Genomic DNA, 24,305 nt, shown 5'->3' on the forward strand with positions numbered 1-24,305 from the left:
GATTATTAGCTTTCTAGTGCTGTGGAACGTGTGATGATTTTGTTAGATTTTTTCAAACGCGACAAACTTGCACGCTTTTCACGTGCGGTTCGCGAAGAAGGTTTGCGCGGCGCGCTGGCCCGCACCAGACAATATGTGTCGGCCCGACTGGCCGGGCGTGGCATTACGTCTGTGATCAGGCGCCGCGAGTCGCCGGGCCATCGGCTCCCGTCGGAACATCTGGCCGCGGTGTGGCTTGATCTGGCGGAACGGGACGGATTCCACATCTCTCAACCCCCTGCGATTTTAAGCCGCCGCCGAAAGGTGGCGATGATTGGCGATTTGAACTTGCCGCAATGTCGCAAATACCGGGTCGAACAATTGGATGAAATTTGGCGTTTGGCTGACGTGGACTACAGTTTTTCGCACTACGAGGATGTTGCCCGTTCGACGGCCATTTTACAGGATGCGACGCACGTGATGTTCTACCGGCTTTGCACAACGCCGGTCACAAGCATGCTGAGCTATGAGGCGCGGCGTTTGCGCTTGCCGATTCTGTATGATCTGGACGATCCTCTGTTTTCTGTGTCCGCCTATGGCACCTATGAAAACATGAAGGCGTTGCCCACTTGGCAAAAGAAGCACTTCATGAACGAGGCACCCAAATATCTGGACGTTATGAACAGCGCTGACATGCTGTCAGTGTCGACGCCGGGAATGAAAGCGCATGCTGAGCTGTACTCAACTCGTCCGGTCCATGTACGTCGCAATTTTGCCGACAGCCAAGCGTTGCAGGCGGGTGCGCGGGCGATGAAATCCCAGCCCGCGGTGGGGAACGAAGGGTTCCGCGTCGCTTTTGCCAGCGGATCACAGGGACATGAAATTGATTTCAACCTGATTGTTGACGACGTCACCGCCTTTCTGGCGGGTGGCGCAGATCGCAAGTTGGTCATTCTGGGACACTTCAATCTAAAGCTCTTGCCTGAAGGGCTTCGAGGTCAGGTCGAAACTCATCCTTTCAGCGACTACGAAACCTATCTAGAAACGTTAGCGTCTGTTGACTGCGCAGTGATGCCGTTGACGGATGACATCTTTAACCGCTGCAAAAGCGCGGTTCGGGTGATTGATGCGGCGTCTGTCGGTGTTCCCAGCATAGTCGGATCTGTCAGCGATATGGCTGAGGTTGTCGACGACGGACAAACTGGACATGTGATCCCGAAAGGTGCGAGTTGGGCAGAGTCGCTTAAAAAAATGGCGACTGACCAAACCCGCACCAAGGAAATGGGGCGCCAGGCCCGCCAACTTCTTGAAAGCCGTTGGAGCGCGCGTCTCGACGCGCCCGTGGTTGACCCCGAAATCATCCGGTGGGTGCAGGAATGACCAAGATCGCAGAAACTAAGCCCCATATTCTTGTGATCAATGTCTTTTTTGCGCCTTTCACCTACGGTGGCGCCACAGTGGTCGCAGAACAGGTTGCGCGGCGCTTGCAAAGCGAGCACGGCTTCAGGGTCAGCGCGATTTCAGTCACAAGCCAAGACGGGCTGCCACCTTATTCGGTGCTAAAGACCGAACAGGCAGGCATCGTGAATTACGTTATCAACCTGCCGTTTCACCGAAACTATGCCGAGACATACGACAACCCCCAAGTAACTGAGGTTGTGGAACGCCTTTTGCGCAGGATTGGGCCGGATGCGGTGCATATGCATTGCCTTCAAGACCTAGGTGCCGGAATTTTGCCAATGATCAAGCGTCACAACGTTCCGATGGTTCTGTCGACGCATGATTTTTGGTGGCTGTGCGAACGCCAATTCATGATCCGGATGGACGGCCGCTATTGTGGGCAAGACCCGATCCAGATTGAAGGCTGTCGCGGGTGCGTCGATGATTTCGATCAAGCCCGCAGTCGTGTTGGCCGTTTGAAAGCGGCGGCGACCGTGGCAGATGTGGTCACCTATCCCAGTCAGTTTGCCCATGACTTGAGTGTGAAGTCGGGGCTTGCCGGTCAAAAATCGATGGTTTGGCAAAACGGCGTGATCAAACCCGCCGAGGACTTCTTTGTGGCTCAAGCCAATCGCCGGGAGGCCAGCGGCGGGCGTCTCGCGTTTGGATTTGTCGGGGGACCCTCGCACATCAAAGGCTGGCCCATTATTCAAAGTGCGTTTGCCCAAATCTCACGTGAAGATTTTGACGGGTATCTGGTAGACGGCAGTATGGATGGTGGCTGGTGGCAGAACGTGGACTATTCGAAAATGAAGGGAAATTGGCAGGTTCATCCCAGATATAGTCAGGCAGAGATCGATGATTTTTATGCCAAAATTGATGTTCTCTTGTTCATGTCCCAATGGAAAGAAACCTTTGGATTGACTATTCGCGAGGCCTTGGCCCGCGGCATTCAGGTGATTCAGACCGACAGTGGCGGCACTATTGAGCATGCCGCTGTTAATCCTGATCGGTTGCTGCAGATTGGCGACGGGCCGGATGTGCTTCTGCCGCATCTTGAGGAAGTGCTAGAGCGCAATAATGCGTTTCAGTCCCCGATAGACGTTTCAAGTTTCAGCAAACAGGCCGCCGAAATGGCCGACTGCCTGAACGGTTTAATTTCCGGGTCAGATCAACGATAAAGAAGATCGCGTGAGTTTCGGTGGAGCAACAGCAACCCTAGCAAGAGCGTGACGATCGAAATGATAGAAATATAAAGAGGCGATACATAAGGCGCGTCGTAGTTGAAGTATATGCTGCGTCTCATTTGCCCTATGACATGCACAACCGGATTGTACCACAAGTAGGAATTGTAGGGCGGTGGAACGGTCTCAAACAGATAAAAGATACAAGAGAGGAACAGCAAGGGACGTGTGAAAACCCCCCAAATGCGTTCCCAAGTTGGAAATCTCAAGAAAAGGTAGCAATTTAACGTTCCGATGCCGGCAGATAGCCCAAACATAAATATCCATGCGACCAACATCTCGCTGTAGGTAATTTGCAGAGTGAGCCCATAGATCATGCCAATGGACGTAACCACGACTATAAACACGAGCAGCTGTGTCAGTGCGTTCAGCAGAAATCGCGCCAAGATGGCATCCAGATAGGAAACTGCCGGTAAAGAGAGCAATGCCCTGGAAAACTCCAGCGAGCCGGACAGTTTGTTGGAGATATCCAGAAAGATCAAAAGTGGCAGCAGGCCGGATGCATAAAACAGAGGAAAGTTCGTCCCGAGATCGGGCTGTCTGAAGGCAAGAGAGAAGATCAGCGTTAGCAACAAGATGCCAAGGGCCGGCTGTAGGATGGCCCACAAATACCCAAAGGGCGTGCGACCGTAGGTGGTCGACATTTCGCGCAGCATCAGGGCACAAAGAGTGCGGAAAGTGCGGAACGAACGCGGTTTTTGGGCTGTAAATTCAGTCTGTGGCATGGCGAGGAGTGCTGGCTTTCTAACTGTCTTATGCTATAGCTCCGATGTAATGCACTTTAGGTTTCGAGTAAACGAGAGAGCGGGTTGTGACCAAGACGACTACCTCGCCTGGTTCCCGGCAGGGCCAAGAAAAACCGGGCTCAGACAGGGACGGCCGAGCGGCTGTCCAGTCAGCGACAGGACAAAAAAACGCGGAGCAGCGCACCATGTCGTTGGATGATCAAGATAAAAAACCGCCCGCCCGTAAAGGGCAGGGTCAAAACGCTGGACAACAAAAAGGCCCAAACCAAAGGAAGGGCCAACAGCGACAGGGACAGCAACCGCAACGCCAACAGAGGCAAGGTCAGCAGGGAGCGCGCCAGCGCCAAAACCCGCCGCCCGCCGCCCAATCCGTGGCGGGACCAGCGCGCCCTCGTCGCCGACATTTCAAATTGGCACTTTTCTTTCTGCTTTGGGTTATTGCTCCGCTGTCTTGTGTGGTCGGCTATCTCTATTGGGTCGCACAGGACCAGTATGCGTCTTACGTCGGCTTCACTGTGCGGTCAGAAGAGGTTAGTTCAGGCATAGAGATCCTCGGTGGGATCTCCGACCTGTCCGGCAGCAGCACAAGTGACACTGAAATTCTCTATAAGTTCATCGGCTCTCGCCAAATGGTTGAGGCTGTGAACCGAGACTTGGACCTCGCCAGCATTTATGAAAACCCCGATGATCCGGTGTTTGGTATGCCACCGGATGGCACCATTGAGGACATGCAAGCCTATTGGCGTCGGGTGGTAAAGATCTACTTCGACACCCGAAGCGGGTTGCTGGAACTGCGTATCGTCGCGTTCACACCGGAAGATGCACAACGTGTTGCGCAGCATATTGTGAGCGAGAGTACCAGCATCATCAATGAGTTGACGGCAATCGCGCGGGAAGACACCACACGGTATGCGCGTGAGGTATTGGACCGTACAATTGAGCGCCTGAAAGAGGCTCGCCAAGCCATCAACACGTTCCGGGCACGCACGCAGATTGTGGATCCTTTGGCAGACACCCAAGGCCATCTTGGGTTGCTCAATAATCTGCAAACGCAATTGGCGATGGCATTGATTGAGTTGGACATGGTGCGCCAAACTGCGCGCTCGGGGGACCCGCGGATCACTCAGGGCGAGCGCAAAGTCCAGGTGATCGAAGAGCGTATTTCTGAGGAGCGCAACCGTTTTGGCAGCGAGACGGAAACCGAAGACGACACCTATTCTCGGCTTGTTGGGGAATACGAAGAACTTGCGGTTGAATTGGAGTTTGCCAACAGCAGCTATCTCTCGGCCTTGGCGGCCTACGATTCTGCACTGGCAGAAGCGCAACGTAAGTCACGTTATGTGGCGGCCTATCAAGACCCAACGCTGGCGCAGTCGGCTGAATATCCACAGAGATTCCTGATCAGTGCACTCACATTTGGGGCTTTGTTGCTGACTTTCATGATCTTGTGCCTTGTGTACTATTCTTTGCGGGATCGCCGATGATAAAAATCGAGAACCTTTGCAAAACCTACCATATGAATGGGCGTAGCAAAGTTGTCGCCAACAACGTAAATGCCACGCTTCCAACCCGCACTGCGGTGGCTATTCTGGGCCGTAACGGTGCAGGTAAGTCCAGCTTGATGAAGATGATCGCCGGTACAATGTCCCCGGACAGCGGACGGGTGATTTCAAGCGGAACTATTTCGTGGCCGGTGGGGTTTGCCGGTTGTGCGCACCCCCAGCTGACCGGCTTGCAAAACACCAGATTCGTGGCGCGGGTTTATGGTGTGGATAGCGATGAACTTGTTGACTCCGTTAGAGGTTTTGCGGAACTCGGACAGCACTTCTATTTGCCGGTGCGCAGCTATTCATCGGGTATGAAATCCCGTCTGGCCTTTGGCCTTTCGATGGGTATTCATTTCGACACTTATTTAGTGGACGAAGTCACGTCGGTTGGGGATGCGGTCTTCAAACAAAAGAGCGATGATGTCTTTCTGGAGCGTTTGCAACGTAGCGGGATGGTGATGGTATCACACTCAATGCAAGCGATTAGAACGCTGTGCACTGAGGGGGCTGTTTTGGATAATGGACACCTGACGTATCACACCAGTGTTGATGATGCGATCGAGCACTATCAGGACAATCTCGCCCGTCAGAACGGGAACAAACAGCGCAAACAGCAGGCCGCGCAGGGCTGAAGGTGCAAGCCGTGCGACTCAAAGGTTAACGGTCTGAAACGGTTCAGGAATCTCTGTCTGCATTTGGTCGGCAACACGTCGGTATTGCGTCGGTGCGATTTTCGCGAGACAGCATGTTTGACCACCGTGCAGCGCGCAACGGTCAGCGGCGGCCAAAAACTGTCTGATACATGATTGAAAAATCCCAGAAAACGTTGTGATTGTCCCGATAGATCACATCCAGCTTTGCCTTGCGCGGCACGCAGACGCGGCAATAGATGCGGTCGGTCTCCTCGGCAGTTTCGCAACGGTCCAGCAGCAGAGCTTCGTGCCGGTGATAGACAAGCGAGGCCAGTCCGGTGATGCCGGGCCGAGCCTTGAGCACCTCGTAGTAGATTTCAGGGAATTGCTCGACATAGCGGCGCAGAGGTGGGCGCGGCCCGACCAGCGACACGTGCCCCAGAAACAGGTTCCAGAGTCGTGGCAATTCGTCCAACCGTTTGGCCCGCAAAAACGCACCTGTTTTGGTCACACGGGATGATTTGTCGCCACCGGTCGCCATGCCATCAACGCTGCCAAGGTTCATGGTTCGGAACTTGACCAGACCGAAGCCTTTTTCCGGCGTCTTCATCAGTTCGCTGCCAAAGAATATCGGGCGTCCGTCGCGGATCAACACAAGCAGTGCAACCCAGATGATGACGGGCAACAAAACCAGCCCGAGAAACGGGGTGGACAAAATATCGATCAGGCGTTTGAAAGGCGTCATGCGTGCACAGCCCACTCTCTTGTCAGGTTTTGCAAACCGGTTCCCCCAGACTGGTTACTATCACAAATTGCTTTGGAGGAAGGTCGGTGAGGGAACCCTTAATTGTGTTCGATGCGGGTGGGGATATTTGCCAATACTCTCCGGTGCGCGCAGGTTTGCGCGGCCCTTGTGGTTCGTTGCCTTTTTGTACCTGATGGGGCACACCAAACGGGACATTTTTGATCCATCTCGATGAAATCCGGCTGAAAAACCTTTCGGTTGCGCGGTAACTTAGTCACTGATGGATAAGGCCAAATGATAAACTGATGGAAAAGCTCTGATCGTTTCCCGCAGCTTTTGAGTAGGATTTGCTTTGACGACCACTGACTTGATCACCCCTGTGCTGCTTTCCGGCGGGTCCGGAACGCGGCTTTGGCCATTGAGCCGCAAGAGTTATCCCAAGCAGTTTTCGCCACTTTTGGGAGAAACTTCGCTGTTTCAGCGCTCGGCCGAGCGCTTGAGCGGTGCGGATTTTGCTGCACCCATGGTGCTGACCAACTCGGATTTTCGGTTCATCGTGACCGAGCAGTTGGCCGGTGTCGGGATCGACCCAAGCGCAATCCTGATTGAACCGGCGGGGCGCAATACGGCGCCTGCGGTTTTGGCGGCGGCGATGTGGCAAGCGAAAAGCGACGAGAACGGATTGTTGTTGGTGGCGCCGTCAGATCATGAGGTGCCGGATGCCGCGGCGTTTCGGGCTGCGGTGGCGGCAGGCGTACCTGCGGCGCAGGACGGAAAAATTGTGACCTTTGGCATCAAGCCGACGCGAGCTGAGACCGGCTATGGCTATCTTGAACTGACGGAAGACCCCGGTGACTTTGCCGCACGGCCTTTGGCGTTGTCTCGGTTTGTGGAAAAGCCGGACGCGGATCGGGCGGCGGAGATGTTGGCGGCTGGCACCTATTTGTGGAACGCAGGCATTTTCCTGTTCGCCGCCAAAACCATCATTTCCGCGTTTGAAACCCATGCGCCCGACTTGATGGCGCCGGTGCGTATCGCGGTGGACAGTGGCAAGCCCGATCTCGGGTTTCTCAGGCTTGATCCCGAGGCGTGGGACGGCGCGGAAGATGTGTCGATTGACTATGCCGTTATGGAAAAGGCCGACAATTTGATGGTGGTGCCGTTTGGCGCGGCATGGTCCGATCTTGGCGGTTGGGACGCAGTTTGGCGTGACAGCGGTCCTGATGCGCAGGGCGTGGTGACGCATGGTGCGGCGACGGCAATTGATTGTGAAAACACGCTGTTGCGGTCCGAAGACGACGGGCTGGAGCTGGTGGGGTTGGGTGTGAAAGACCTGATTGCCGTGGCGATGCCGGACGCGGTTCTGGTGGCAGATGCGTCTCGGGCGCAAGAGGTCAAACGGGCGGTCAGCGCGCTCAAGGCCAAGTCGGCGCGGCAGGCGACCGCGTTCCCCAAGGATCACCGTCCGTGGGGCTGGTTTGAAAGCCTTGTGATCGGAGACCGGTTTCAGGTGAAGCGCATTCACGTCGATCCGGGCGCGGCGTTGAGCTTGCAAAGTCATCACCACCGGTCCGAGCATTGGATCGTCGTTGAAGGCACCGCGAAGGTGACTGTGGATGACGAGATCAAATTGGTGAGTGAGAACGAGTCGATTTATATACCGCTGGGCGCGACACATCGGATGGAGAACCCCGGCAAGGTGCCAATGGTTCTGATTGAGGTGCAGACAGGTACTTATCTGGGTGAGGATGATATCGTGCGCTACGAAGACCTCTACGCTCGAGGGTAAGGCGTCGTTGGGGGTCAGCCCGCCACCACCGCTTGCAGATCAAAGATCGGCAAAAGCACGGCCAGTACGACCAGCAAAACAAAAGCGCCAACCAGCATCATCAGCATTGGCTCTAGCAGGGCGGCGATGCGTTTGCGCTCGGCAGTCAGATCGCTTTCCACCAGAATGGCGCTGCGTTCGGCCATTGGGGCTAGACGGGCGGACATTTCACCAGCGCCGACCAGTTGGCGGGCAACGGGGGGAATGATCGACAAGCGGTCAAGCGCGTCCGACAGGCTTGCGCCTTCTTGCAGGGCGGCTTGAACGGAGTCGGCTTCGGCGCGGAACTGCGCGATGCCCAGAACACGGGCGGCATTTTCAACGGCGACCGGCACGGTTTGACGGCTGGCAAGTACCAACGCCAGCGTGCGCAGATATTGCACCGCGGCGGCACGGCGTATCAAGCGACCGACGAGTGGCAGACGCAGCAACAAGCGGTCGCGCACTGCGCGCATGGCTGGCACGCGGCTGGACAGCACAATCAGCACCACGATCGCGGCGAGGGCGATGGAAACACCTGTTATGTTGTCGCGAATCCAGTCGCTGACAGCCAGCACGCGTCGGGTCAGTGGCGGCAACGGCTGGCCCGAGATTTCGAACATTGCGACGATTTCGGGGGCGACGTTCACCATCAGGATGGCGCAAACCAGAAAGGATACAGCCGCGACAAAAGCCGGATAAACCAGTGCGCTGACGATTTCAGCGCGTTCGCTGCCAAGGCTTTCCAGGTGGCGGGCGAGTTCTTCGAAAACGGTGGCGAGTTCTCCGGCGCCCTCACCGGCGTGGATGGCGGCTGTGACATAGGCGGGAAACCCGGCGCCGGCCTCTTCCAGCGATTCCGCCAGCGTGCCGCCTTGCATCAGGCTGGCACGGGCGCGGGTGGCCACGGTTGCAAGTGCAGTGCCATCGCCGGACGTGCGGATCGCTTCGAGTGCGGATTCCACGGGCATGTCGGCGCTGAGCAGCACGGCCATCTGGCGGGTGAACACCGCTTGTAGATCCGAGTTGAGACGGGCCGCGCGGCGCAGGCGGTTGCCGAGAGACGGGCGCTGTCGGGACGCGGTGAGGTCGGACACAAACAGGCCTTGGGCACGCAAGCGCGCGGAGGCGTCTGCCTCGGTGTCGGCGAGGATCAACCCCTTGGTGCGCGCACCTTCGGCGTCAAATGCGGTGTAGGAAAACGGTCTCATGCGCCGTCGCCCACAACGCGCAGTGCTTCGGCGAGGGAGGTTTTGCCAGCGGCCACTTGCAGGAGCGCTTGGCCAATGAGGGTTTGTTCCGCGCTCAGGCCCAGACGGGTCAGTTCCATCTCAGACGCGCCACCATCGATGGCGGCGCGCAAGGTGTCGTCGACCTCGGTCATCTCGAAGATACCGACACGGCCAGCGTAGCCAGAGGTGTTGCAGGAAGCGCAGCCCTTGGGCGCATGGATCACGTCAGGCACGGCGATGTTGTGGCGGGTGAAGTGTTCGGCCTCAGCTGCTGTGGGTGTCTCGGGCTCGGAGCATTCGCTGCAGAGACGTCGCAAAAGGCGCTGGGCGATCACGCCGCGCAAGGTGGCGGAAATCAGGTAGTCGTCCAACCCAAGATCACGAAGGCGGATGATGGCCCCGATGGAGGAGTTGGCGTGCAGAGAGGAAAACACCAAGTGGCCCGTGAGAGAGGCCTGTGCGGCGACAGAAGCGGTTTCGGTGTCACGGATTTCGCCCACGAGGATTACGTCGGGGTCTTGCCGGAGAGTGGCGCGCAGGCCGGCGGCAAAGCTCATGCCGATTTCGGCGTTAACCTGTGACTGGTTCACGCCTGGCAAGTCGTATTCAACGGGGTCTTCGACCGTGACGATGTTGCGGTTGTCATGGTTGGTGAGTTTGAGCAGCGAATAGAGCGTTGTGGTTTTGCCAGACCCCGTCGGGCCGGTGGCAAGAATGATGCCGTTGGGCAAGGCAGACAAACGCTCAAGCAGCGCCACTTGATCAGCCTCAAGACCAAGCGCGTCAAGGTCCATCAGGCCGGTGGAACGGTCTAGAATCCGCAATACAATGCGTTCGCCATAGTTGCCGGGCAAGGAGCTGACGCGGGTGTCGATCAACCGCCCACCAAGACGCAGGGGGATGCGACCATCCTGCGGCAGGCGGGTTTCGGCGATGTCCAGTCCGGCCATAACCTTGAGGCGACTGACCACGCGACGCACCGGCACGTCGTCGCGCTCCATGATGGTTTGCAGAAATCCGTCGATGCGCATGCGCACGCGCAGGCCGGTTTCAGAGGGTTCGAGATGCAGATCCGAGGCGCGGGCGAGAACGGCGCGGCGCAAAAGTTGGTTCACCAGCTGGATCACGGGCGCGTCTTCGGCGTCCTCCAGAAGGTCACGTTGACGGGCGGTGCCGGTGTTGTCTTCAAGGTCAAAGGAGAGACCGTCGTCGGGCGCCGCGCCTGCGTTTGTAGACTGATAAAGCCGTTCCAACGCGCGTTCAAAGGCATCTTGGCCCAGTTGGGTGATGTTGAATGGGCCGGTAGCGCGGCGGCGCGCCTCGCGCAGGCCAAGCGATGTGGCGCGCGGGCCAATCAATAGCGCGTCGCCGTCGCGCGCGACCTGATGATCGCGGGCGAAAGAGAACGGCAGCGCGGCGGCTTGGGTGCTGTCCTGCCCGTCAGTTGTTGAAGGTGAGGCGGGTGGGGAGCGGCGGGAGGTTTCGGCTTTGGGCGACATCGTCGAGGAATCCCGCGTCAAATGGTTGGTTCAAATCCGCGCCATCAAACGGAAAGCTCGAATTGGGCGTGTTGGGGTAAAGATGACTGTCTGCGGGTTGCAAAGCAAGGCTGGCCTTGCGGGCGTCTTTGGCAACCTTTTTGGTTACCCGCTGGGCTTCGGCTTCGGTGCTGATGACCCGGGGGCGCAACATGACCAGCAACACGCTCTGATTCTTGGTGGCATTTTTGCCTCGGAACAAGCCGCCGACGAGTGGCATATTGGACAGACCGGGCACCTTTTGCGAGGTGGCGCCGCTTTCATTTTCCAGCAGCCCGCCCAGCATAATCACGTTGCCGTCACGCACCAGTACGGTGGTCGACAAGGCCCGTCGCGCGGTGATCTCACCGCCGGCTGCGGAAGCCTGACGGGTGAGATTGGAGACCTCTTGTTTGATCAGAAGGCGCACGGTTTTATCGGCGTTGATCTGTGGCGTGACGTTCAGGGTCAGGCCGACATCCCGGCGCTCGATGGTCTGGAACGGGTTTTCCGGGTTCGAGGACGTGCCCGTAGAGGTGTAGGTGCCGGTAACAAAGGGCACGTTTTGGGCCACGACAATTTCGGCTTCTTGGTTGTTGAGCGTCATGATCGACGGCGTCGACAGCAGCCGGACTGAGCTGGTGGATGCCAGCGCGGAAATGAAGCCGAAAAACGCGTTGTCTCCGCTTTGATTGCCGCCACCGATGATGCCGCCATCGCCCGGGTTCACGACGTCGCCGTTGACGGCTGCCGAAATCAGGCTAGTGAGGCTAGGGCGGCCTTCGAGGGAGAATTGTACGCCTCCGACGATGGCATTGTTGATCACGCCTGCAAACTGGCTTGAGAGATCGGAATAGCCTTCGACGGACAGTTCAAAAATCACCGCTTCTACCAGCACCTGCGTCGGGCGGCGGTCGAGGTGGCGCACCATAGCGGTGATGTCTGTCATGACATCGCGCGGCGCGGTGATCAGAAGAGCGTTGGTCTGAGGTTCGGGCACCACGCGGACAAGCTGCCCTTGATCGGATTGATCGGAAAAGCTGCGCAAGACCACGTCGGCCAGAGCGGAAGCATCGGCATAGTTGAGTTGCTCAACACTGCTGACGGTGACGGTGCCACGTTGATCCAGTTTGGAGGCGAGCGCGCGAATGGTGTGGCGCACGTCATCCGACCCGGACACAATCAGCGCGTTTGAGCGGCGATCCACAGAGATGGTCGCGCCACCACGCAGCAGGCCCATGCCCTCGATCACGCCGACCATTTCGCTGGCGTTGGCATTGTTGAGGCGGATCAGTTCGATGGTGTCTTCGCGCGGTTGGTCCAAACGGGCGATCAGGTTGGAAATGCGGCGGTGGTTCTTGCCGCGATCGGACAGAATCAACAGGCCGGCGCCGGGCACTGGGCTGATCACGGCCTCCGACGGCAAAAGCGGGCGGATCACGGTGATGACTTCGTCGAGCGAGGCATGGTTGATCTTGATCACCCGCGTTTCATATCCCGAGCTGTCGGTCGGAAGCGCAGAGCCATCAGCAAGTTCGCGGGCCACGTTCATTGGCACGATGCGGGTCACTGCGCCGCCTTCGACCACAGTCAGGCGGTTGAGTTCCAGCACGCTGAGGAAGACCTCGTAGAGTGCATCCGGCGCGAGGCCTTGCGGAGCGAGAACGGTTACTGTGCCACGCACTTGCGGGTCCAGCACAAAATTGCGGCCGGTGGCTTCTGATACGATTTGGACAAAGCTACGCAGGTCGGCGTCGCGCAGGTCCAGTTCGACCTGTGCCGACGCGGGGGCGGCGGTCAGGGTGAATTGCGACATGGCCAAAGCCAAGGCCAAAGCCAACGTGCGAATTGGGTGTCTGAACATCTGTCTGTCCGCCCTATTTGGGCTATAAATCCACACGCACAGGGCTACTTGACCGGCGAATTGCCAGAGTCAAAGGTGTCTGTGTCGCGGGATGCTCTGCCCGTGCCTCATTATAAATCGCCATTTTTGGCGTTATTTTCAGGCAGCTTACCGCAAACTGGTCGGTTTGTCGTTAGGGAATTCCCCTTCGGGGTCGAGGTCGCTGCATTCCTGTGGCCAAATCCCCTCAGTAGAGGGCTTTGCCTACTCCTCCACAAACCCCAGGAGCGCACGTTCGCCGTCTCGGTCGACCCATAGACCTTCCTCGGTGATGTCAGCCACGGTCACGCCCTCGGTCAGCAGATCCCCGACGCGCAGCAAGCGGTCGCCGGTGGGGTGGCTGACGATGGCCCAGTCGCCACGGCCGTCGTCTGAGCCGGAGCGCACCATGCCTTTGAGCGTGTATCCCAGGCTTCCGATTGGTGGTGCAGGCGGAGTAGGCGGCTGCGGTTCTCTGGCAGGGGTTGGTGGTGCGGGTGGCTGGGGCTCTTCCTTGACCGCGATACCAAAGACCGCAGGCCAACGGCGCGGAGGTTGTGGTTCTGATCGCGCAATTTGCGGCGCGCTTGTCGGGGCATTTGTCGAGGCGGTTGCAGCAGGCACGGGCGTGGTCAGTGCGGCTTGCAGTTCCAGCGCAGCGAAAGCCAGCGCCGCCAGCGCGACAAGGGTGGCAAGTGCCGCAATCAGACGCATGTCATCCACGCTGAGCTTGGGCGGGCCAAAAGGGATATGGCTGAACGCATTAACATTGGCAGCGGAAGACCTTTCGAGATTGTGGACGCGGGCGCGCGCTTCATGGTAGGGTTTTTGCAAAGAATATAAAGAGCATGTGATGCAGGCAGGATCAATTTTCAGAACCGCTTTGGCCGGCGTGTGCCTGAGTCTCGTCGTCGGGTGCGGCGGGGATGGCAACTTTGGCGGAAGCTTTTCCGACAATGGCAGTTTCCGATCGCGTTACGAATCCGCGCGGAGCGCGCTGGAAACCGGAAATTATGACCGGGCAAACCGGATTTATGCGCAGTTGGTAGAGACCGCCGGACCGTTTGAGGGCCGTATTCGACTTGAATACGCGCACAGTTTGTTGCGCGGAAACGATTATGCCGAGGCCAGTAAACAGGCGCGGTTCCTGTCGCAGGGCAGCGAAGGGTCCGAACGGGCCGCGGCTTTGGCGGTGTTGGGAACTGCTGAGCACGAACTGGGCCGTGCAGCGGCGCAAACCGGTGACCAAGTGGCCGCGCGCAGTCATTTTTCCACAGCACAATCAGCCTTGGGTGAAGCGATCAAGACCAGCCCCGACCTCGACCCGGTCGGCGCGTTAGCCAGCCGGTTGAAAGACAGCCAGTTGCGGCTGAAATCGCTGGGTTAGAGACTGTTTTTTCAGAAGTGAGGCGCCCGCTTATTGCCGTGGGCTGAGCGTCAGATCCGCCGAAATGATACCCGGAGTGTCGGTGCGCTCAAACCGGAAGCTTGGGATTTCATAGCCCCACACCGGCTCGCTTGCGGACAGCCACAAAATCAGCGGCGTGAACCCAACAGTGTCAAAGCGCAGCACCAGCGTGCCGTCGCCGGGATCTGATAGGGCGGACAGTGCGTCGCGCAAGTCGGCGTCGATCAACCGCTGCTCCACTCCTGATGCGCCGATTGGCGGAGGGGCTTTGTCGGGTGTTTCGGCTGACAAAAGGGCGTGTTCGGCGGCGCGGTCGGTGACCCACACCTCGAGTGCGCGGGCCTCTTGCAAGGAGCGCACTGCATTAGAACGGGTCTCGATCAACGGCGCGAGCCATGCAAACCAAAGCGCCAAAGGCAGTACCAGCCCAAGCAGCAACCCGAGCAAAGCGCGTTCGCGGCCTGACAGACGCCCCAGCATGTCGATCAGCCGATCGGTCACGTGCCATCCTCCAGTTGCAATTCCAGCATCACCCCGTCGCGGTCGCCACCCGCCTCAGAACGCAGAACTTCGACGCCAAGACCACTGTCGCGCAAGGCGCTGACAAGGGCCTCTGAGGCGGCGAAATCGGTGACCTCGAGCAACAGGCGCAATCCGTCCTCGGATCGGAATTCGATACGCTCAGGTGTGATGCCCGGCGCCGAAATGACGTCGACTGTGGCGGCAAACAAGGTGAGGGGCGGCAAACCGTCTTCGGTGTTCAGGGCAGCGGAGCGGGTTTCGGCAAGCGCGCGGCTGACCTGAGCGCGCACGTCCAGAACGGGGCCGCTGGGCACAAAGTTGGAGCGGACCGTTTCCAGTGTGTGCGCCTGAACGGCGCGTTTTTCGGTGGTCAGCGCATCGATGGCTAAGGTTTGGGCCGTAGCCCAGACACCTGCGGCCAGCAGTGCCACCAGCGCAGGCCAACGCCACGGTAAAACCGAGCGGCGCAGGCGGGCGCGCGTGGCAAACGGATCGCGACGCAGATCAAGCGCGAGCTCGCCATGCCCAAAAGGTTTGGCGCGGCCTGCGTCCTGTGTGAGGGGCAGGCCTGCCGCGTCAAACAGATCGGTGAGCGTTGCAAGGTCTGGCCCTTGCCAGAGAATGGATTTGGGGGCTGGACCAATTTCCAACGCGCGTTCTAGCAACAGACGCGCCAATGCGGGGTCCGCGGCGAACCCGTCGTTCAGGCCGAGACGGGCCAAGACCCTGTTGCTGTCGGCATCATGGCGCAGGCTCCAGAGATCGGGTTCGACGGGCAAGGCGAGATAATCCGGCAGAACAGCCCGGCAATTGGTCGGGGCAGCCTTGGTCCAAGCAGCGATATCGCTGCGGTCTGCGACCAGAGCATGGGACCAGCTTTCGCCGTGGCCACCCAGCAGAAAAGGGCGAATTTCTGCAGTATTAGGGTCTAATGCAGCGCTGTCACACAATTGACGACGGGCCACTTGCTCTCGGGTGCTGCCACGCAAATTTGCGGGCAGGTCAAGCGGCAGCACCGGGATCAGCTCACCGGGCACAAGCGCCACCCCATCGGGGCCGAGAGAGGGTGTGTCACCCGATTGTGTCATGCCGTTTCCTGTCTCAGGGCCTTTGGGTCAGACGATAGGCCACGCGCGGCCCAAGCGGAAGCGTGCGACGTTCAAAGACAGTGATGCGTGTCGCTTTGCGGCCACTGCCGTCAGAATTGGCGGTTGCTGTCAGGCGGGCTTCAAACCAGTCGGAACTCACGCTGAAGCGGTCTTCGTCAATTTCTCCGGCGGTCGCAAAGCCGCCGATCGCCCCTAGGCGGGTCTGGAAATCCTCGACTGAAGTGAAGGGATCTCGGGTGCGGTCAGATATCAGCTGGCTCCAGGCGGCGCGGCTGACGCCGGGCAGGACGGCGTCCAACACGTCGGCCGACGCTGTGTTGACGTTGAGTTGGCTGTCTCCGGGCAGGGCGGAGATGAAAGGTGCGAGGCGGTCAAATTCGGTGTCGCGCAAACTGGGCAGCATACGCAGTTGGTCAATCATCAGGATCGGACCACCAGCCGGAGCAATGGGCGGCACGCGTTTGCCAAATACATCCGGCGCGCTGTTTGGCGTTAGAAAACGGGTGATGTCTTCGCCACGGGAGGCGGGCACGCCAAGGCGTTGCAGCAGGCGGGCAAAGGCGGCTCGGCTGATCTCCTCTTCGGGGTTGGCGAGCCAATTGACGTTGAACCGACCCTGCAAGTCGGCGGGATCCACCGACAGCGCCCCAAGATCGAGCGGTGCGTTGTGCAGCGCGCGCGCCCAAGGTTCGCCTGCGTGGTCCACGCTGCGCCCGTCGCGCATCAGCGCGGTGCGCATCAGGGCTTCGCCACCGTCGAGCGTCAGGCGCAAACGCGCGGTGTCCTGATCGGCAAAGCGTCGGGCCTGTCCTTCGCCTGCACGCGCCAGAAGCAGCACCGCAACAGCGGCCAGCGCCCCCACAAGAATGAGCGCATTCAGCAGCACAAATCCACGCGGCGCGTTCATTGCAGCACCTCCAACACCACCAGCGTGCCATGAGCACGGGTTTGCAAGGTGACTTCGACTGCCACGGGCAACTGGTCGGTGTAGCTGTTGGTTGCGATGGGGCCACGGTCGGTGTCCTGCGCAGGCGTCGCGGCTACTATGGGCGCCGGGTCGGCGGTGCCCGAGACCCAGCCTTGCCCAGTCCAGAAACTGCGCAGCGAGAGGTCAGTCACGTCAGTCAATACAGGGATTTCCGGCGATTGTGCGGTGGCCGAAGCCGGTGACAACACTGGCCAGAGGCGACGGGCAAGCGTGCCATCCGGGGTGACCCGCCATTCGATCCGGTGGAAGCCGAGGGCCTCGATGGGCGGTAAGTCCGGTTGGCCGGTCGTCGAAAGATGAAACCCGTCCGGCGTGGAGACCAAGGCAGAGCGTGGCGCGCCGGCGTCGGGGGGCTGAAACAGCAGAGGCACTGCGGCGGATAAATCGGCGCGCAACAAGGCGAGGGCGCGTGAGAGTTCGGCGGTTTCGGTGGCGGTGGTTTCAAGCCGGTCCCGCATCCGCAGTGTGCCGGTGAGTAATTGCAGCCCCATCACCGCGACCAGCGCAAACAACGCCATGGCGACGACCAGTTCCAACAGCGACAGACCGTGGTCGCGGGGGCCTTTGAGGTGTGCGCTCATCTGCCGGGACCCGCGCCGGGACCCGCAAGCCACGTGATGCGCAGCGCACCGGGACCGCCGTCACCTTCGTTTAACTGCGCCCGTATGACGGCCTCGGTGAAACCACCGGCTGTGCCGCGCAATTCTTGGCTGACAGAAAACCGCAGGCCGCCCATTGTGACCTCGGATGGCAGCGCGCCGCCGGTGGGCAGCCGCAGGGCTTCGGCGCGGTTTTCGGCCACAATTCCCGCCAATAGCCGGACGCGTTCCTGGCCGATACTGACACCGGATTGGTCCACCGCAGCCAGCACTGCCAAAGTGCCGATTGCCATCACAAAGATAGCGACAACAAGCTCCAGTAGGGTCATGCCGGTATCGCTGTTTGGTGCGAATTTGCCTATGTTAGGGTCTAATTTGTGGCGCATGTCACCCCTGTCCACCCATCGCTTTGGCAAAGTGTGTATCCGGTGCCGCGACCGAAAAAGCGTATTTCATAAGCGCTGGTTTGGCCGTTTGGCAGAAAGGTGATGTCGGGCGCACCGAGCGGCCTGCTGGTGGCCGCGGGTCCCGTCGCGAGAAAGCTGGCGCGGCCCCGCCAGCGGATGGTATTTTCCGAGGTTTCCCACCCATCCGAGGTTTGCTGCATCAACGACACCCCTTTGGGGGTCACTCGCAAACCGCGGCGGGTTTGGCCGTGGATTGCGAGCGTTTGGCTGCGGTCAATCAAGGAGGTAAATCTGGCGGCATCTGCCGGTGCGCCGGCGGTGTCCTTGCGCAGAGGCAGGGAAATACCAACGGCCAAGACCGACATGACGGCGACCACCACAAGCAGTTCTATCAGGGTGACGCCGGTGTCGGCGGCGGGTCTCACTGGCCTTGGGTCCAGGACCCGATGTCAGCCTCCGCACCGCTGCCGCCGGGCACACCGTCGGCGCCGTAAGAGATGATGTCGAAGTCGCCATGCACGCCGGGAGAGAGGTATTGGTATGGTGCGCCCCATGGATCAACCGGCACGCGATCCATATATCCGCCGGTTGCCCAGTTTTGGGGTACGGGATCGGTCACGGGCGCGGCGACAAGCGCTGCGAGGCCCTGTTCGGTGGTGGGGTAGCGAAAGTTGTCGAGTCTGTAGAGGTTCACCGCACTGGCAATAGCGGCGATGTCGGCCTGTGCGCGGGCGGCGCGGGCCTGATCGGGGCGGTCAATGACGCGCGGTACAATCACCAAGGCCAGAACAGACAGGATCACCACCACAACCATCAGTTCCAAAAGCGAGAAACCAGCGTCAGAGGTGCTGTCGCTGCGCGTGTTGCGCTGAGTGTCTGTGTGCATGGTCTGCCCTACCTCGTCCCACCGGGTGTTGGCGGCATCATAGGCAGGGGCATGGCGTGCTGGCAATTGGCAAACGTGCGCGCGGTGCGTAGAACTTCGGTATGTTTCAGACAGATGCCACTTTGATTGATGCGGTCACGATTGCTGTTTTGCTGATTGTCCTGTCGCCTGCGGTGGGGTCCTTTCTGGCGGTTTTGGTGGATCGCCTGCCACGCGGCGAAGATGTGGTGATGGCGCGATCGCGGTGCCGAAGTTGCGAAGAGACGCTAACATGGGGGGATTTGCTGCCTTTGGTGTCGTTTGCCGTTAATCGTGGGCGATGCCGTCATTGTGGGACGAAGGTGCCACCGTGGTTGCTCGCAATGGAAGTGGCGGCGCTGGGCTTGGCGGGGTTGGCTGTCGCGCTTTGGCCGCATGGCTGGCCGGTGTCTGTGCTGGTAGTGGATGTGGTGCTGTTGTGGTTGTTGCTTGCGCTGCTTGCGGCAGACCTGCGCTGGATGCGCTTGCCGGATGTGTTGACCGGCGCGTTGCTGGGCGTGGCTTTGTTGCGGACGCTGTTGGTGCCATCGGGCGATCCTTTGCAAGCGTTGTTGGGGTCAGGGCTTGGCGTGCTGAGCTTTGCGGTCCTGCGCAGGGCGTATTGGCGGGTGAGAGGGCGCGAAGGCCTGGGGCTGGGCGACGTGAAGTTAATGGCGGGACTTGGGGCGTTCTCCGGTCCATTGGATTTACCGCTGCTGGTGCTGATCGCAGCGCTTCTGGCCCTTGCCGGAGCGGGGGCGGTGCGGTTGATGGGGCGATCCCTTGGTGCGACAACCGCCCTGCCATTTGGGGCGGCCTTGGCTTTGGCCGGTGGATTGTTGTGGCTGGCGCGGATGTTGACGCTTTGAGGTCGGCGCAATCTGTTCTGGACGTGGGCAATGGTGGAAGGCATTCTCCGGATTGACGCGCCAGAGGATGGTGGCCGTGTTTTTTACAATGGACGTAGAGATTTCATGACTCGCAGTTTTGCATTTGCATTTGCCGTATTCGCTTTGATTTCAACCGGCGCACTGGCCCAAGACGCGGCAGACGCGACTCCGGTTCCGACAACGATGGAGGAGGTTGAGGCCGCCTATCGCAGTCAGGATTTTGTCACGGCGCGCGCGGGACTAAGACATCTGGCGGAAACGGAACCGGCTGGCAATGTGATGTATCGCTATGCCCGTATTCTTCTGGATCCGCGGGCCGGACCCGTGGATGCGCCGGCGGCGGCCATCTGGTTGGAGCGCGCGGTTGAGGCAGATTATACACCCGCCAACACTTTGCTGGCGCGCGTGTTTTTGAGCGGTGGCGACGTGGAGCGGGATCCGGAACACGCTGCGCAACTGTTGCAGGACAGCGCCACCCGCGGAGATCAGGAAGCACAATATTATCTGGCGTTGCTTTATGAGGCCGGTGACGGCGTTGCCCAGAGCGAACGGGATGCCTTTGTCTGGTATCGCGCCGCAGCAGAACAGGGACATGTCGAGGCCGCGTATTCCTTGAGCAGAGCATATTCGCGCGGTGCAGGCACAGAATTGGACACGGACAAAGCTTTGCATTGGCTAGAGCGGTCCGCAGGTGACGGGCATGTTGATGCGCAGTTTTTCCTCGCTAACGCGCTGGAGACCGGCAAGGGCGCCAGACAGAACCGCAATGAGGCGCTGAATTGGTATCGGCGTGCAGCCGAAGGCGGACACATCCTGTCGATGCGCATTATCGGCACGAAATACCTTCAGGGAGAAGGGGTGTATCAAGACAATGACGCCGCCATGACGTGGTTGACCAAGGCTGCGGAGGGCGGTGAGCCGGGAGCGTTGTATAATCTGGGGGTGATTTACGGAACCGGCCAGATTGTTGAGCGCGACGATGCCAAGGCAATGTCGTATTTTGAAAGCGCCGCGGACACCGGCTTGTTGCGCGCGATTGGCATGCAGGCGGCCTTTTTGGAGGCAGGACGCGGGGCAGAGGCCGATCTGAGCCGTGCCGTGGGCTTGTATCAGACAGCTGCTCAAGAGGGGCATGTGCCTTCGCAGGCCGCTTTGGTGCGCCTGGCGGTTGGTGGTGACTTGGATGGGCTGACGACGCCTCATGACATGGTGGCGCTGGTGGCAGCCGCTGCGACGGATGGCGACGAGGCCGCATTGAAATGGTTGGAGCGGGCTTCTGAGGCTGGCGTTGGTCCGGCAACGACGGCCCTTGGCGCGCTGTTGCTGAATGATACGGCGCGTGCCGATGAAGGTGTGGCGCTGATTACGAAAGCCGCGCGTCAGGGCAATGCTTCTGCGCAGTTTCAGTTGGGCGAAGCCTTTAGCACCGGCGTGGGCGTGGCGCAGGACTATGAGGCGGCGCATATGTGGCTGAATCTGTCTGCGGCGCAGGGGCATCGTCAGGCCGGCCAAAGCCGTGATGTGTTGACCGATTTGATGACGCCAGAGCAAATCCGTGCGGCGCAGACAGCAGCACGAGAATTTCAGCCAGAGACGCCTGCTGGCGGAGTGGATCAGTGATGTCGCGGTCTTTTGGACGTGGTGCGATTGGAGTTTCCCTTGCCTTAGGATTGGCGCTGAGCGGGGCATCCGTTGCGGCGCAAATCACCCCGCAATCTGAGGCGGTGTTTGACGAAGCTAACCGGTTTCATGAAGGCACAGAGGTGCCGCAAAACCATGGTCGGGCGTCAGAGCTTTATCGTAAGGCGGCGGAACTGGGCCATGCCGGAGCGCAAAACCAGTTGGGGAAATACCTGTTTGCCGGACTGGCGCAGGGTGCGGATGGTGGCTCCGAAGAGGCCATAGATTGGTTGCGGGCGGCGGCAGAAAGTGGCGACGCGGGTTTTGTTTTTGATCTGGCAAAAGCCTTGGAGGCGCTGGGGCAGGCCGAGGAAGCGGCGGCGCTGTATTTGCAGGCTGCGGACTCCGGCAATTCCGATGCGGCCGTAAGTCTGGCGGTGCTTTATCAGCATGGGACCGGTGTGGAACAGGATTTTGAGCGGGCGCGGGAGTTGTATGAATGGCCAGCGGAGTCCGGCCATGCGCGGGCGCTCAATAATCTGGGTTTGCTGTATGTGCGGGGCGATGGCGTTGCGCAGGACTATGTCAAGGCGGCGGAGTTGTTTTCGGCGGCGGCGGAGCAGGGGTTGAAGCAGGCGATGACCAACCTCGGCGTGCTTTATGACAACGGGTTTGGTGTGCCGCAGAGCGATGAGACCGCCGCGATGTGGTATCGCCGTGGTGGGCGCGGCGTCGAAGGTGGCCGTGTTGCAGGTATTTATGACCCGCGTCTAATGGCGCTGCCGGAAGATACCCAAACGCGTGCAGCACTGCTGCCAGATCTATTGGTGCAAGCTGAGGCGGGGGATCCGGTGGCGCAGTTTCTGGCCGGTTGGCTTTTGCTGGAGCAGAGCAATCCGGTTGCCGCTGCGCGCTGGTTTACCAAAGCTGCAGAAAAAGGCCATGTGCCGTCGATGGTCAATCTCGCACGTCTGCATTTTCTGGGGCAAGGCGTTCTGCAAGACTACGTTTTGGGGCAGATGTGGGTCACCTTGGCGATGGCTGGGGGCATGCCTGAAGCCGGCGAATTGGCAGTTGGACTGGGTCTCGAATTGACGCCGATTCAGCTGAAGGATGCGCAGGCAGCCGCCGCTGCACGTTGGGTCGGGTCGGGACAAAGGTGACGCTAGGGCAATAAATTGCATATTTGGTTAAAAATAGGTTAATATTGCACCTTGTACCCGTTAGTGTCCGGCTAAGCAGGCTGGGCAATTTTTACGTCGCTTCAGATTTCACGGCCTGACCAAGCTGGCGCGACTTGTAAGGACATTTGGATGGCTCGAACCTCTATGAAACTATTTGCATTAAGCGTAGCTTTTTGCGCGGCTGTTTCGGGCGGCCTCGCTTTTGCGTCTGAACCGGTAAAACAGCACAATTCCAATGCCTTATGGTTTGAAAACTGGGGTGACATGACAAATGCCACGCTCAAGGTTCTCTCACCTGACGGCAAAATGGTTGAACTGTATCAGCCCGCCGGAACGCCGGTTTATCAGCTGCCGGGTCGGGATGTGGTGGACGGCGTGTATCAATTCGAGCTGAGCGCCGCGACGTCCGAGCGAGAAAAAATTGTCAACGTGATCGACAACGGTCGCGGCGATGCGGCCAGTGATTCGGTGGCAAAGTCGTATCACAACAGCGGGCAATTCGTGGTGTCGCGCGGGGTGATCGTTGTCCCGGAAGACATCAAAGAAGACGACAACAACTAAAATACCAAATCAAAATAACATTCGGAGAAACGCTCCGAGCACTTTTTCAGGGAGATTGAAGCATGAAAAACTTTAAGATCAATAGATTCAGAGCACTTGCGGGCAGCGCCTCGGCGCTGTGTATGATGGCCAGCGTGGCGAGCGCTGACATTGTGCACCTTGATGACGTGATCATCGAATTTAGCCTTTGTGTTGGCAACGATTGTGTGAATGGAGAAAACTTTGGCTTTGACACCATTCGCATGAAAGAAAACAACACGCGCCTGAATTTTGATGACACGTCGTCGTCAGCCAGTTTCCCGAATAACGATTGGCGGTTGATTGCGAACGACTCCTCCAACGGCGGGGCGAACTATCTTGCGATTGAGGACAGCACCGCTGGTCGCACTCCTTTCCGCGTTGAAGCTGGCGCGCCAGCCAACGCGCTGGTTGTTGAATCTGATGGCGACATTGGCGTGAAAACCCTGAACCCAGTTGTCGATATCCACGTGGTCGAAGGCAACACCCCGACCCTGCGTCTTGAGCAGGATGGGTCGGACGGCTTTACGCCACAGACCTATGACGTTGCCGCAAACGAGACTAACTTCTTTATCCGCGACGTGACCAACGGATCGAGATTGTTCTTCCGCGCCAAACCTGGTGCGCCGGAAGATTCCTTGTTCATTGCAGCCAACGGCGACATTGGTATCGGGACCGATGCGCCGGGCCGGGATTTGCATATCAGGAGCACAACTCGGACCGATGCGCAGCAGATTCTGCTTGAAAACACCGCAAACGGAGCGGTTCAGGTGCGTATGGAAACCACACTTGCGAGCAACCGCCGGTTTGTCGGGACATCGGGTGGCTCGCCTGTTTCGCAGATCAATTTGGGAGACAGCGAAGTCACAATCGCGGGTCCGTCCTACGCAGCGGACAAATATGCCGTGTTCAATGGCGCCGGCCTGACCATCAATGGCACTGGCTTGACCGTACCGGACTATGTTTTCGAAGATGACTATGACCTGCGTAGCCTGAGCCAGGTGCAGGCGTTTATCGATGAGAATGGTCACCTGCCAGATGTGCCTTCGGCGTCCGAGATCAACACGAATGGTTTGAACATGAACGACATGCAGTTGACGCTGCTGCGCAAGGTTGAAGAGCTCACACTTTATACCCTGTCCCAACAGGCAGAGATCGAGCGTCTTCGGGAAGCTGTGGAATAACGTTTACCCAGCTTAAGCTAAGCAACAAAGAAGGCACTGCGTTGATTGCGCAGTGCCTTTTTTGTTGGCTTGACCTAGAGCAATCGCGAGTCCTTACAATTCCAACCCAGCAGCTTTTCCAGACGGCGGATGTCAGGTGT

General features: G+C 59.0%; 24 protein-coding genes. 11 read left to right on the forward strand and 13 right to left on the reverse strand.

Features of this window, described 5'->3' with window-relative positions:
* Window positions 1–33 precede the first annotated feature (33 nt).
* Both PG871_RS01310 and PG871_RS01315 read left to right on the forward strand, forming a co-directional pair.
* Window positions 34–1,359, forward strand: a complete 1,326-nt coding sequence (locus PG871_RS01310) for a glycosyltransferase (RefSeq protein WP_270725250.1) — start codon at window positions 34–36, stop codon at window positions 1,357–1,359.
* Window positions 1,356–2,600 carry a glycosyltransferase gene (locus PG871_RS01315; RefSeq protein ID WP_270725251.1) on the forward strand — a complete coding sequence of 415 codons (1,245 nt, stop codon included), beginning with the start codon at window positions 1,356–1,358 and terminating at the stop codon, window positions 2,598–2,600. Before PG871_RS01310 ends, PG871_RS01315 begins: the two co-directional genes overlap by 4 nt.
* On the opposite strand, the gene PG871_RS01320 is transcribed toward PG871_RS01315, so the two are convergent.
* On the reverse strand, window positions 2,591–3,388 hold the full coding sequence (locus tag PG871_RS01320; protein ID WP_270725253.1) for an ABC transporter permease: 798 nt from the start codon (window positions 3,386–3,388) through the stop codon (window positions 2,591–2,593). The two genes, PG871_RS01315 and PG871_RS01320, sit on opposite strands and share 10 nt — an antisense overlap.
* Before the next feature lie 431 nt (window positions 3,389–3,819).
* On the opposite strand from PG871_RS01320, the gene PG871_RS01325 reads away from it, so the two are divergent.
* Both PG871_RS01325 and PG871_RS01330 read left to right on the forward strand, forming a co-directional pair.
* The gene (locus PG871_RS01325; RefSeq protein ID WP_270725255.1) at window positions 3,820–4,893 is read left to right on the forward strand and encodes a sugar transporter; all 1,074 of its coding nucleotides are present in this window, start codon (window positions 3,820–3,822) and stop codon (window positions 4,891–4,893) included.
* Window positions 4,890–5,588, forward strand: a complete 699-nt coding sequence (locus PG871_RS01330) for an ABC transporter ATP-binding protein (protein WP_270725257.1) — start codon at window positions 4,890–4,892, stop codon at window positions 5,586–5,588. Before PG871_RS01325 ends, PG871_RS01330 begins: the two co-directional genes overlap by 4 nt.
* 142 nt (window positions 5,589–5,730) lie before the next feature.
* Here PG871_RS01330 and PG871_RS01335 read toward each other — a convergent pair whose 3' ends face one another.
* Window positions 5,731–6,333, reverse strand: a complete 603-nt coding sequence (locus PG871_RS01335; protein WP_270725258.1) for a sugar transferase — start codon at window positions 6,331–6,333, stop codon at window positions 5,731–5,733.
* 367 nt (window positions 6,334–6,700) lie between these two features.
* Here PG871_RS01335 and PG871_RS01340 point away from each other — a divergent pair, with 367 nt between their 5' ends.
* Window positions 6,701–8,122 (forward strand): mannose-1-phosphate guanylyltransferase/mannose-6-phosphate isomerase, encoded by a 1,422-nt coding sequence (locus tag PG871_RS01340; protein ID WP_270728653.1) that lies wholly within the window; start codon window positions 6,701–6,703, stop codon window positions 8,120–8,122.
* Window positions 8,123–8,136: 14 nt separating this feature from the next.
* Here the strand turns inward: PG871_RS01340 and PG871_RS01345 are convergent, their stop codons facing one another.
* The 4 genes from PG871_RS01345 to PG871_RS01360 form a co-directional block, all read right to left on the reverse strand.
* Window positions 8,137–9,351 carry a type II secretion system F family protein gene (locus PG871_RS01345; protein ID WP_270725260.1) on the reverse strand — a complete coding sequence of 405 codons (1,215 nt, stop codon included), beginning with the start codon at window positions 9,349–9,351 and terminating at the stop codon, window positions 8,137–8,139.
* Window positions 9,348–10,871 (reverse strand): GspE/PulE family protein, encoded by a 1,524-nt coding sequence (locus PG871_RS01350; RefSeq protein ID WP_270725262.1) that lies wholly within the window; start codon window positions 10,869–10,871, stop codon window positions 9,348–9,350. Before PG871_RS01350 ends, PG871_RS01345 begins: the two co-directional genes overlap by 4 nt.
* On the reverse strand, window positions 10,813–12,753 hold the full coding sequence (locus tag PG871_RS01355) for a secretin N-terminal domain-containing protein (protein WP_270725263.1): 1,941 nt from the start codon (window positions 12,751–12,753) through the stop codon (window positions 10,813–10,815). The genes PG871_RS01350 and PG871_RS01355 overlap by 59 nt, the downstream gene beginning before the upstream one ends.
* A 243-nt stretch (window positions 12,754–12,996) precedes the next feature.
* The gene (locus PG871_RS01360) at window positions 12,997–13,485 is read right to left on the reverse strand and encodes a type II secretion system protein N (protein WP_270725265.1); all 489 of its coding nucleotides are present in this window, start codon (window positions 13,483–13,485) and stop codon (window positions 12,997–12,999) included.
* Between the two features lie 139 nt (window positions 13,486–13,624).
* On the opposite strand from PG871_RS01360, the gene PG871_RS01365 reads away from it, so the two are divergent.
* On the forward strand, window positions 13,625–14,158 hold the full coding sequence (locus PG871_RS01365; protein ID WP_270725267.1) for a hypothetical protein: 534 nt from the start codon (window positions 13,625–13,627) through the stop codon (window positions 14,156–14,158).
* Window positions 14,159–14,188: 30 nt separating this feature from the next.
* On the opposite strand, the gene gspM is transcribed toward PG871_RS01365, so the two are convergent.
* From gspM to gspG, 7 genes are read right to left on the reverse strand one after another with little or no spacing between them, the layout of a single operon-like run.
* A complete protein-coding gene (gspM, locus tag PG871_RS01370; protein WP_270725269.1) occupies window positions 14,189–14,680 on the reverse strand; it encodes a type II secretion system protein GspM in 492 nt (163 codons plus the stop codon).
* A complete protein-coding gene (gene gspL, locus PG871_RS01375; RefSeq protein ID WP_270725270.1) occupies window positions 14,677–15,789 on the reverse strand; it encodes a type II secretion system protein GspL in 1,113 nt (370 codons plus the stop codon). Before gspL ends, gspM begins: the two co-directional genes overlap by 4 nt.
* Before the next feature lie 13 nt (window positions 15,790–15,802).
* Complete coding sequence (gspK, locus tag PG871_RS01380) at window positions 15,803–16,717, reverse strand: type II secretion system minor pseudopilin GspK (RefSeq protein WP_270725271.1); 915 nt, start codon at window positions 16,715–16,717, stop codon at window positions 15,803–15,805.
* A complete protein-coding gene (locus PG871_RS01385; protein ID WP_270725272.1) occupies window positions 16,714–17,379 on the reverse strand; it encodes a type II secretion system protein GspJ in 666 nt (221 codons plus the stop codon). Before PG871_RS01385 ends, gspK begins: the two co-directional genes overlap by 4 nt.
* Complete coding sequence (locus PG871_RS01390) at window positions 17,376–17,783, reverse strand: prepilin-type N-terminal cleavage/methylation domain-containing protein (protein WP_270725273.1); 408 nt, start codon at window positions 17,781–17,783, stop codon at window positions 17,376–17,378. Before PG871_RS01390 ends, PG871_RS01385 begins: the two co-directional genes overlap by 4 nt.
* The gene (locus tag PG871_RS01395; protein WP_270725275.1) at window positions 17,768–18,229 is read right to left on the reverse strand and encodes a prepilin-type N-terminal cleavage/methylation domain-containing protein; all 462 of its coding nucleotides are present in this window, start codon (window positions 18,227–18,229) and stop codon (window positions 17,768–17,770) included. Before PG871_RS01395 ends, PG871_RS01390 begins: the two co-directional genes overlap by 16 nt.
* Window positions 18,226–18,690 (reverse strand): type II secretion system major pseudopilin GspG, encoded by a 465-nt coding sequence (gene gspG / locus PG871_RS01400; RefSeq protein ID WP_270725277.1) that lies wholly within the window; start codon window positions 18,688–18,690, stop codon window positions 18,226–18,228. The genes PG871_RS01395 and gspG overlap by 4 nt, the downstream gene beginning before the upstream one ends.
* Window positions 18,691–18,791: 101 nt before the next feature.
* On the opposite strand from gspG, the gene PG871_RS01405 reads away from it, so the two are divergent.
* The 5 genes from PG871_RS01405 (at window position 18,792) to PG871_RS01425 (ending at window position 24,165) form a co-directional block, all read left to right on the forward strand.
* A complete protein-coding gene (locus PG871_RS01405; RefSeq protein WP_270725278.1) occupies window positions 18,792–19,577 on the forward strand; it encodes a prepilin peptidase in 786 nt (261 codons plus the stop codon).
* Window positions 19,578–19,682: 105 nt separating this feature from the next.
* Window positions 19,683–21,218 carry a tetratricopeptide repeat protein gene (locus PG871_RS01410; RefSeq protein WP_270725279.1) on the forward strand — a complete coding sequence of 512 codons (1,536 nt, stop codon included), beginning with the start codon at window positions 19,683–19,685 and terminating at the stop codon, window positions 21,216–21,218.
* Window positions 21,218–22,381 carry a tetratricopeptide repeat protein gene (locus PG871_RS01415; RefSeq protein ID WP_270725281.1) on the forward strand — a complete coding sequence of 388 codons (1,164 nt, stop codon included), beginning with the start codon at window positions 21,218–21,220 and terminating at the stop codon, window positions 22,379–22,381. Before PG871_RS01410 ends, PG871_RS01415 begins: the two co-directional genes overlap by 1 nt.
* Window positions 22,382–22,666: 285 nt before the next feature.
* A complete protein-coding gene (locus PG871_RS01420; RefSeq protein ID WP_270725282.1) occupies window positions 22,667–22,963 on the forward strand; it encodes a hypothetical protein in 297 nt (98 codons plus the stop codon).
* A 62-nt stretch (window positions 22,964–23,025) separates the two neighbouring features.
* Window positions 23,026–24,165 (forward strand): hypothetical protein, encoded by a 1,140-nt coding sequence (locus tag PG871_RS01425; RefSeq protein WP_270725284.1) that lies wholly within the window; start codon window positions 23,026–23,028, stop codon window positions 24,163–24,165.
* Window positions 24,166–24,305: the final 140 nt, after the last annotated feature.

Source organism: Shimia sp. Alg240-R146 (genome assembly GCF_947331465.1).
Classification (GTDB): Bacteria; Pseudomonadota; Alphaproteobacteria; order Rhodobacterales; family Rhodobacteraceae; genus Shimia.

Coding starts and splice junctions, on each gene's coding strand:
- PG871_RS01360 (WP_270725265.1), bottom strand. CDS start 13,485: ATGCGTCTGATTGCGGCACTTGCCACCCTTGTCGCGCTGGCGGCGCTG.
- PG871_RS01355 (WP_270725263.1), bottom strand. CDS start 12,753: ATGTTCAGACACCCAATTCGCACGTTGGCTTTGGCCTTGGCTTTGGCC.
- PG871_RS01320 (WP_270725253.1), bottom strand. CDS start 3,388: ATGCCACAGACTGAATTTACAGCCCAAAAACCGCGTTCGTTCCGCACT.
- PG871_RS01335 (WP_270725258.1), bottom strand. CDS start 6,333: ATGACGCCTTTCAAACGCCTGATCGATATTTTGTCCACCCCGTTTCTC.
- PG871_RS01385 (WP_270725272.1), bottom strand. CDS start 17,379: ATGAGCGCACACCTCAAAGGCCCCCGCGACCACGGTCTGTCGCTGTTG.
- PG871_RS01330 (WP_270725257.1), top strand. CDS start 4,890: ATGATAAAAATCGAGAACCTTTGCAAAACCTACCATATGAATGGGCGT.
- PG871_RS01345 (WP_270725260.1), bottom strand. CDS start 9,351: ATGAGACCGTTTTCCTACACCGCATTTGACGCCGAAGGTGCGCGCACC.
- PG871_RS01390 (WP_270725273.1), bottom strand. CDS start 17,783: ATGCGCCACAAATTAGACCCTAACATAGGCAAATTCGCACCAAACAGC.
- PG871_RS01365 (WP_270725267.1), top strand. CDS start 13,625: ATGCAGGCAGGATCAATTTTCAGAACCGCTTTGGCCGGCGTGTGCCTG.
- PG871_RS01350 (WP_270725262.1), bottom strand. CDS start 10,871: ATGTCGCCCAAAGCCGAAACCTCCCGCCGCTCCCCACCCGCCTCACCT.
- gspL (WP_270725270.1), bottom strand. CDS start 15,789: ATGACACAATCGGGTGACACACCCTCTCTCGGCCCCGATGGGGTGGCG.
- gspK (WP_270725271.1), bottom strand. CDS start 16,717: ATGAACGCGCCGCGTGGATTTGTGCTGCTGAATGCGCTCATTCTTGTG.
- gspG (WP_270725277.1), bottom strand. CDS start 18,690: ATGCACACAGACACTCAGCGCAACACGCGCAGCGACAGCACCTCTGAC.
- PG871_RS01315 (WP_270725251.1), top strand. CDS start 1,356: ATGACCAAGATCGCAGAAACTAAGCCCCATATTCTTGTGATCAATGTC.
- PG871_RS01410 (WP_270725279.1), top strand. CDS start 19,683: ATGACTCGCAGTTTTGCATTTGCATTTGCCGTATTCGCTTTGATTTCA.
- PG871_RS01310 (WP_270725250.1), top strand. CDS start 34: ATGATTTTGTTAGATTTTTTCAAACGCGACAAACTTGCACGCTTTTCA.
- PG871_RS01405 (WP_270725278.1), top strand. CDS start 18,792: ATGTTTCAGACAGATGCCACTTTGATTGATGCGGTCACGATTGCTGTT.
- PG871_RS01420 (WP_270725282.1), top strand. CDS start 22,667: ATGACAAATGCCACGCTCAAGGTTCTCTCACCTGACGGCAAAATGGTT.
- PG871_RS01415 (WP_270725281.1), top strand. CDS start 21,218: ATGTCGCGGTCTTTTGGACGTGGTGCGATTGGAGTTTCCCTTGCCTTA.
- PG871_RS01425 (WP_270725284.1), top strand. CDS start 23,026: ATGAAAAACTTTAAGATCAATAGATTCAGAGCACTTGCGGGCAGCGCC.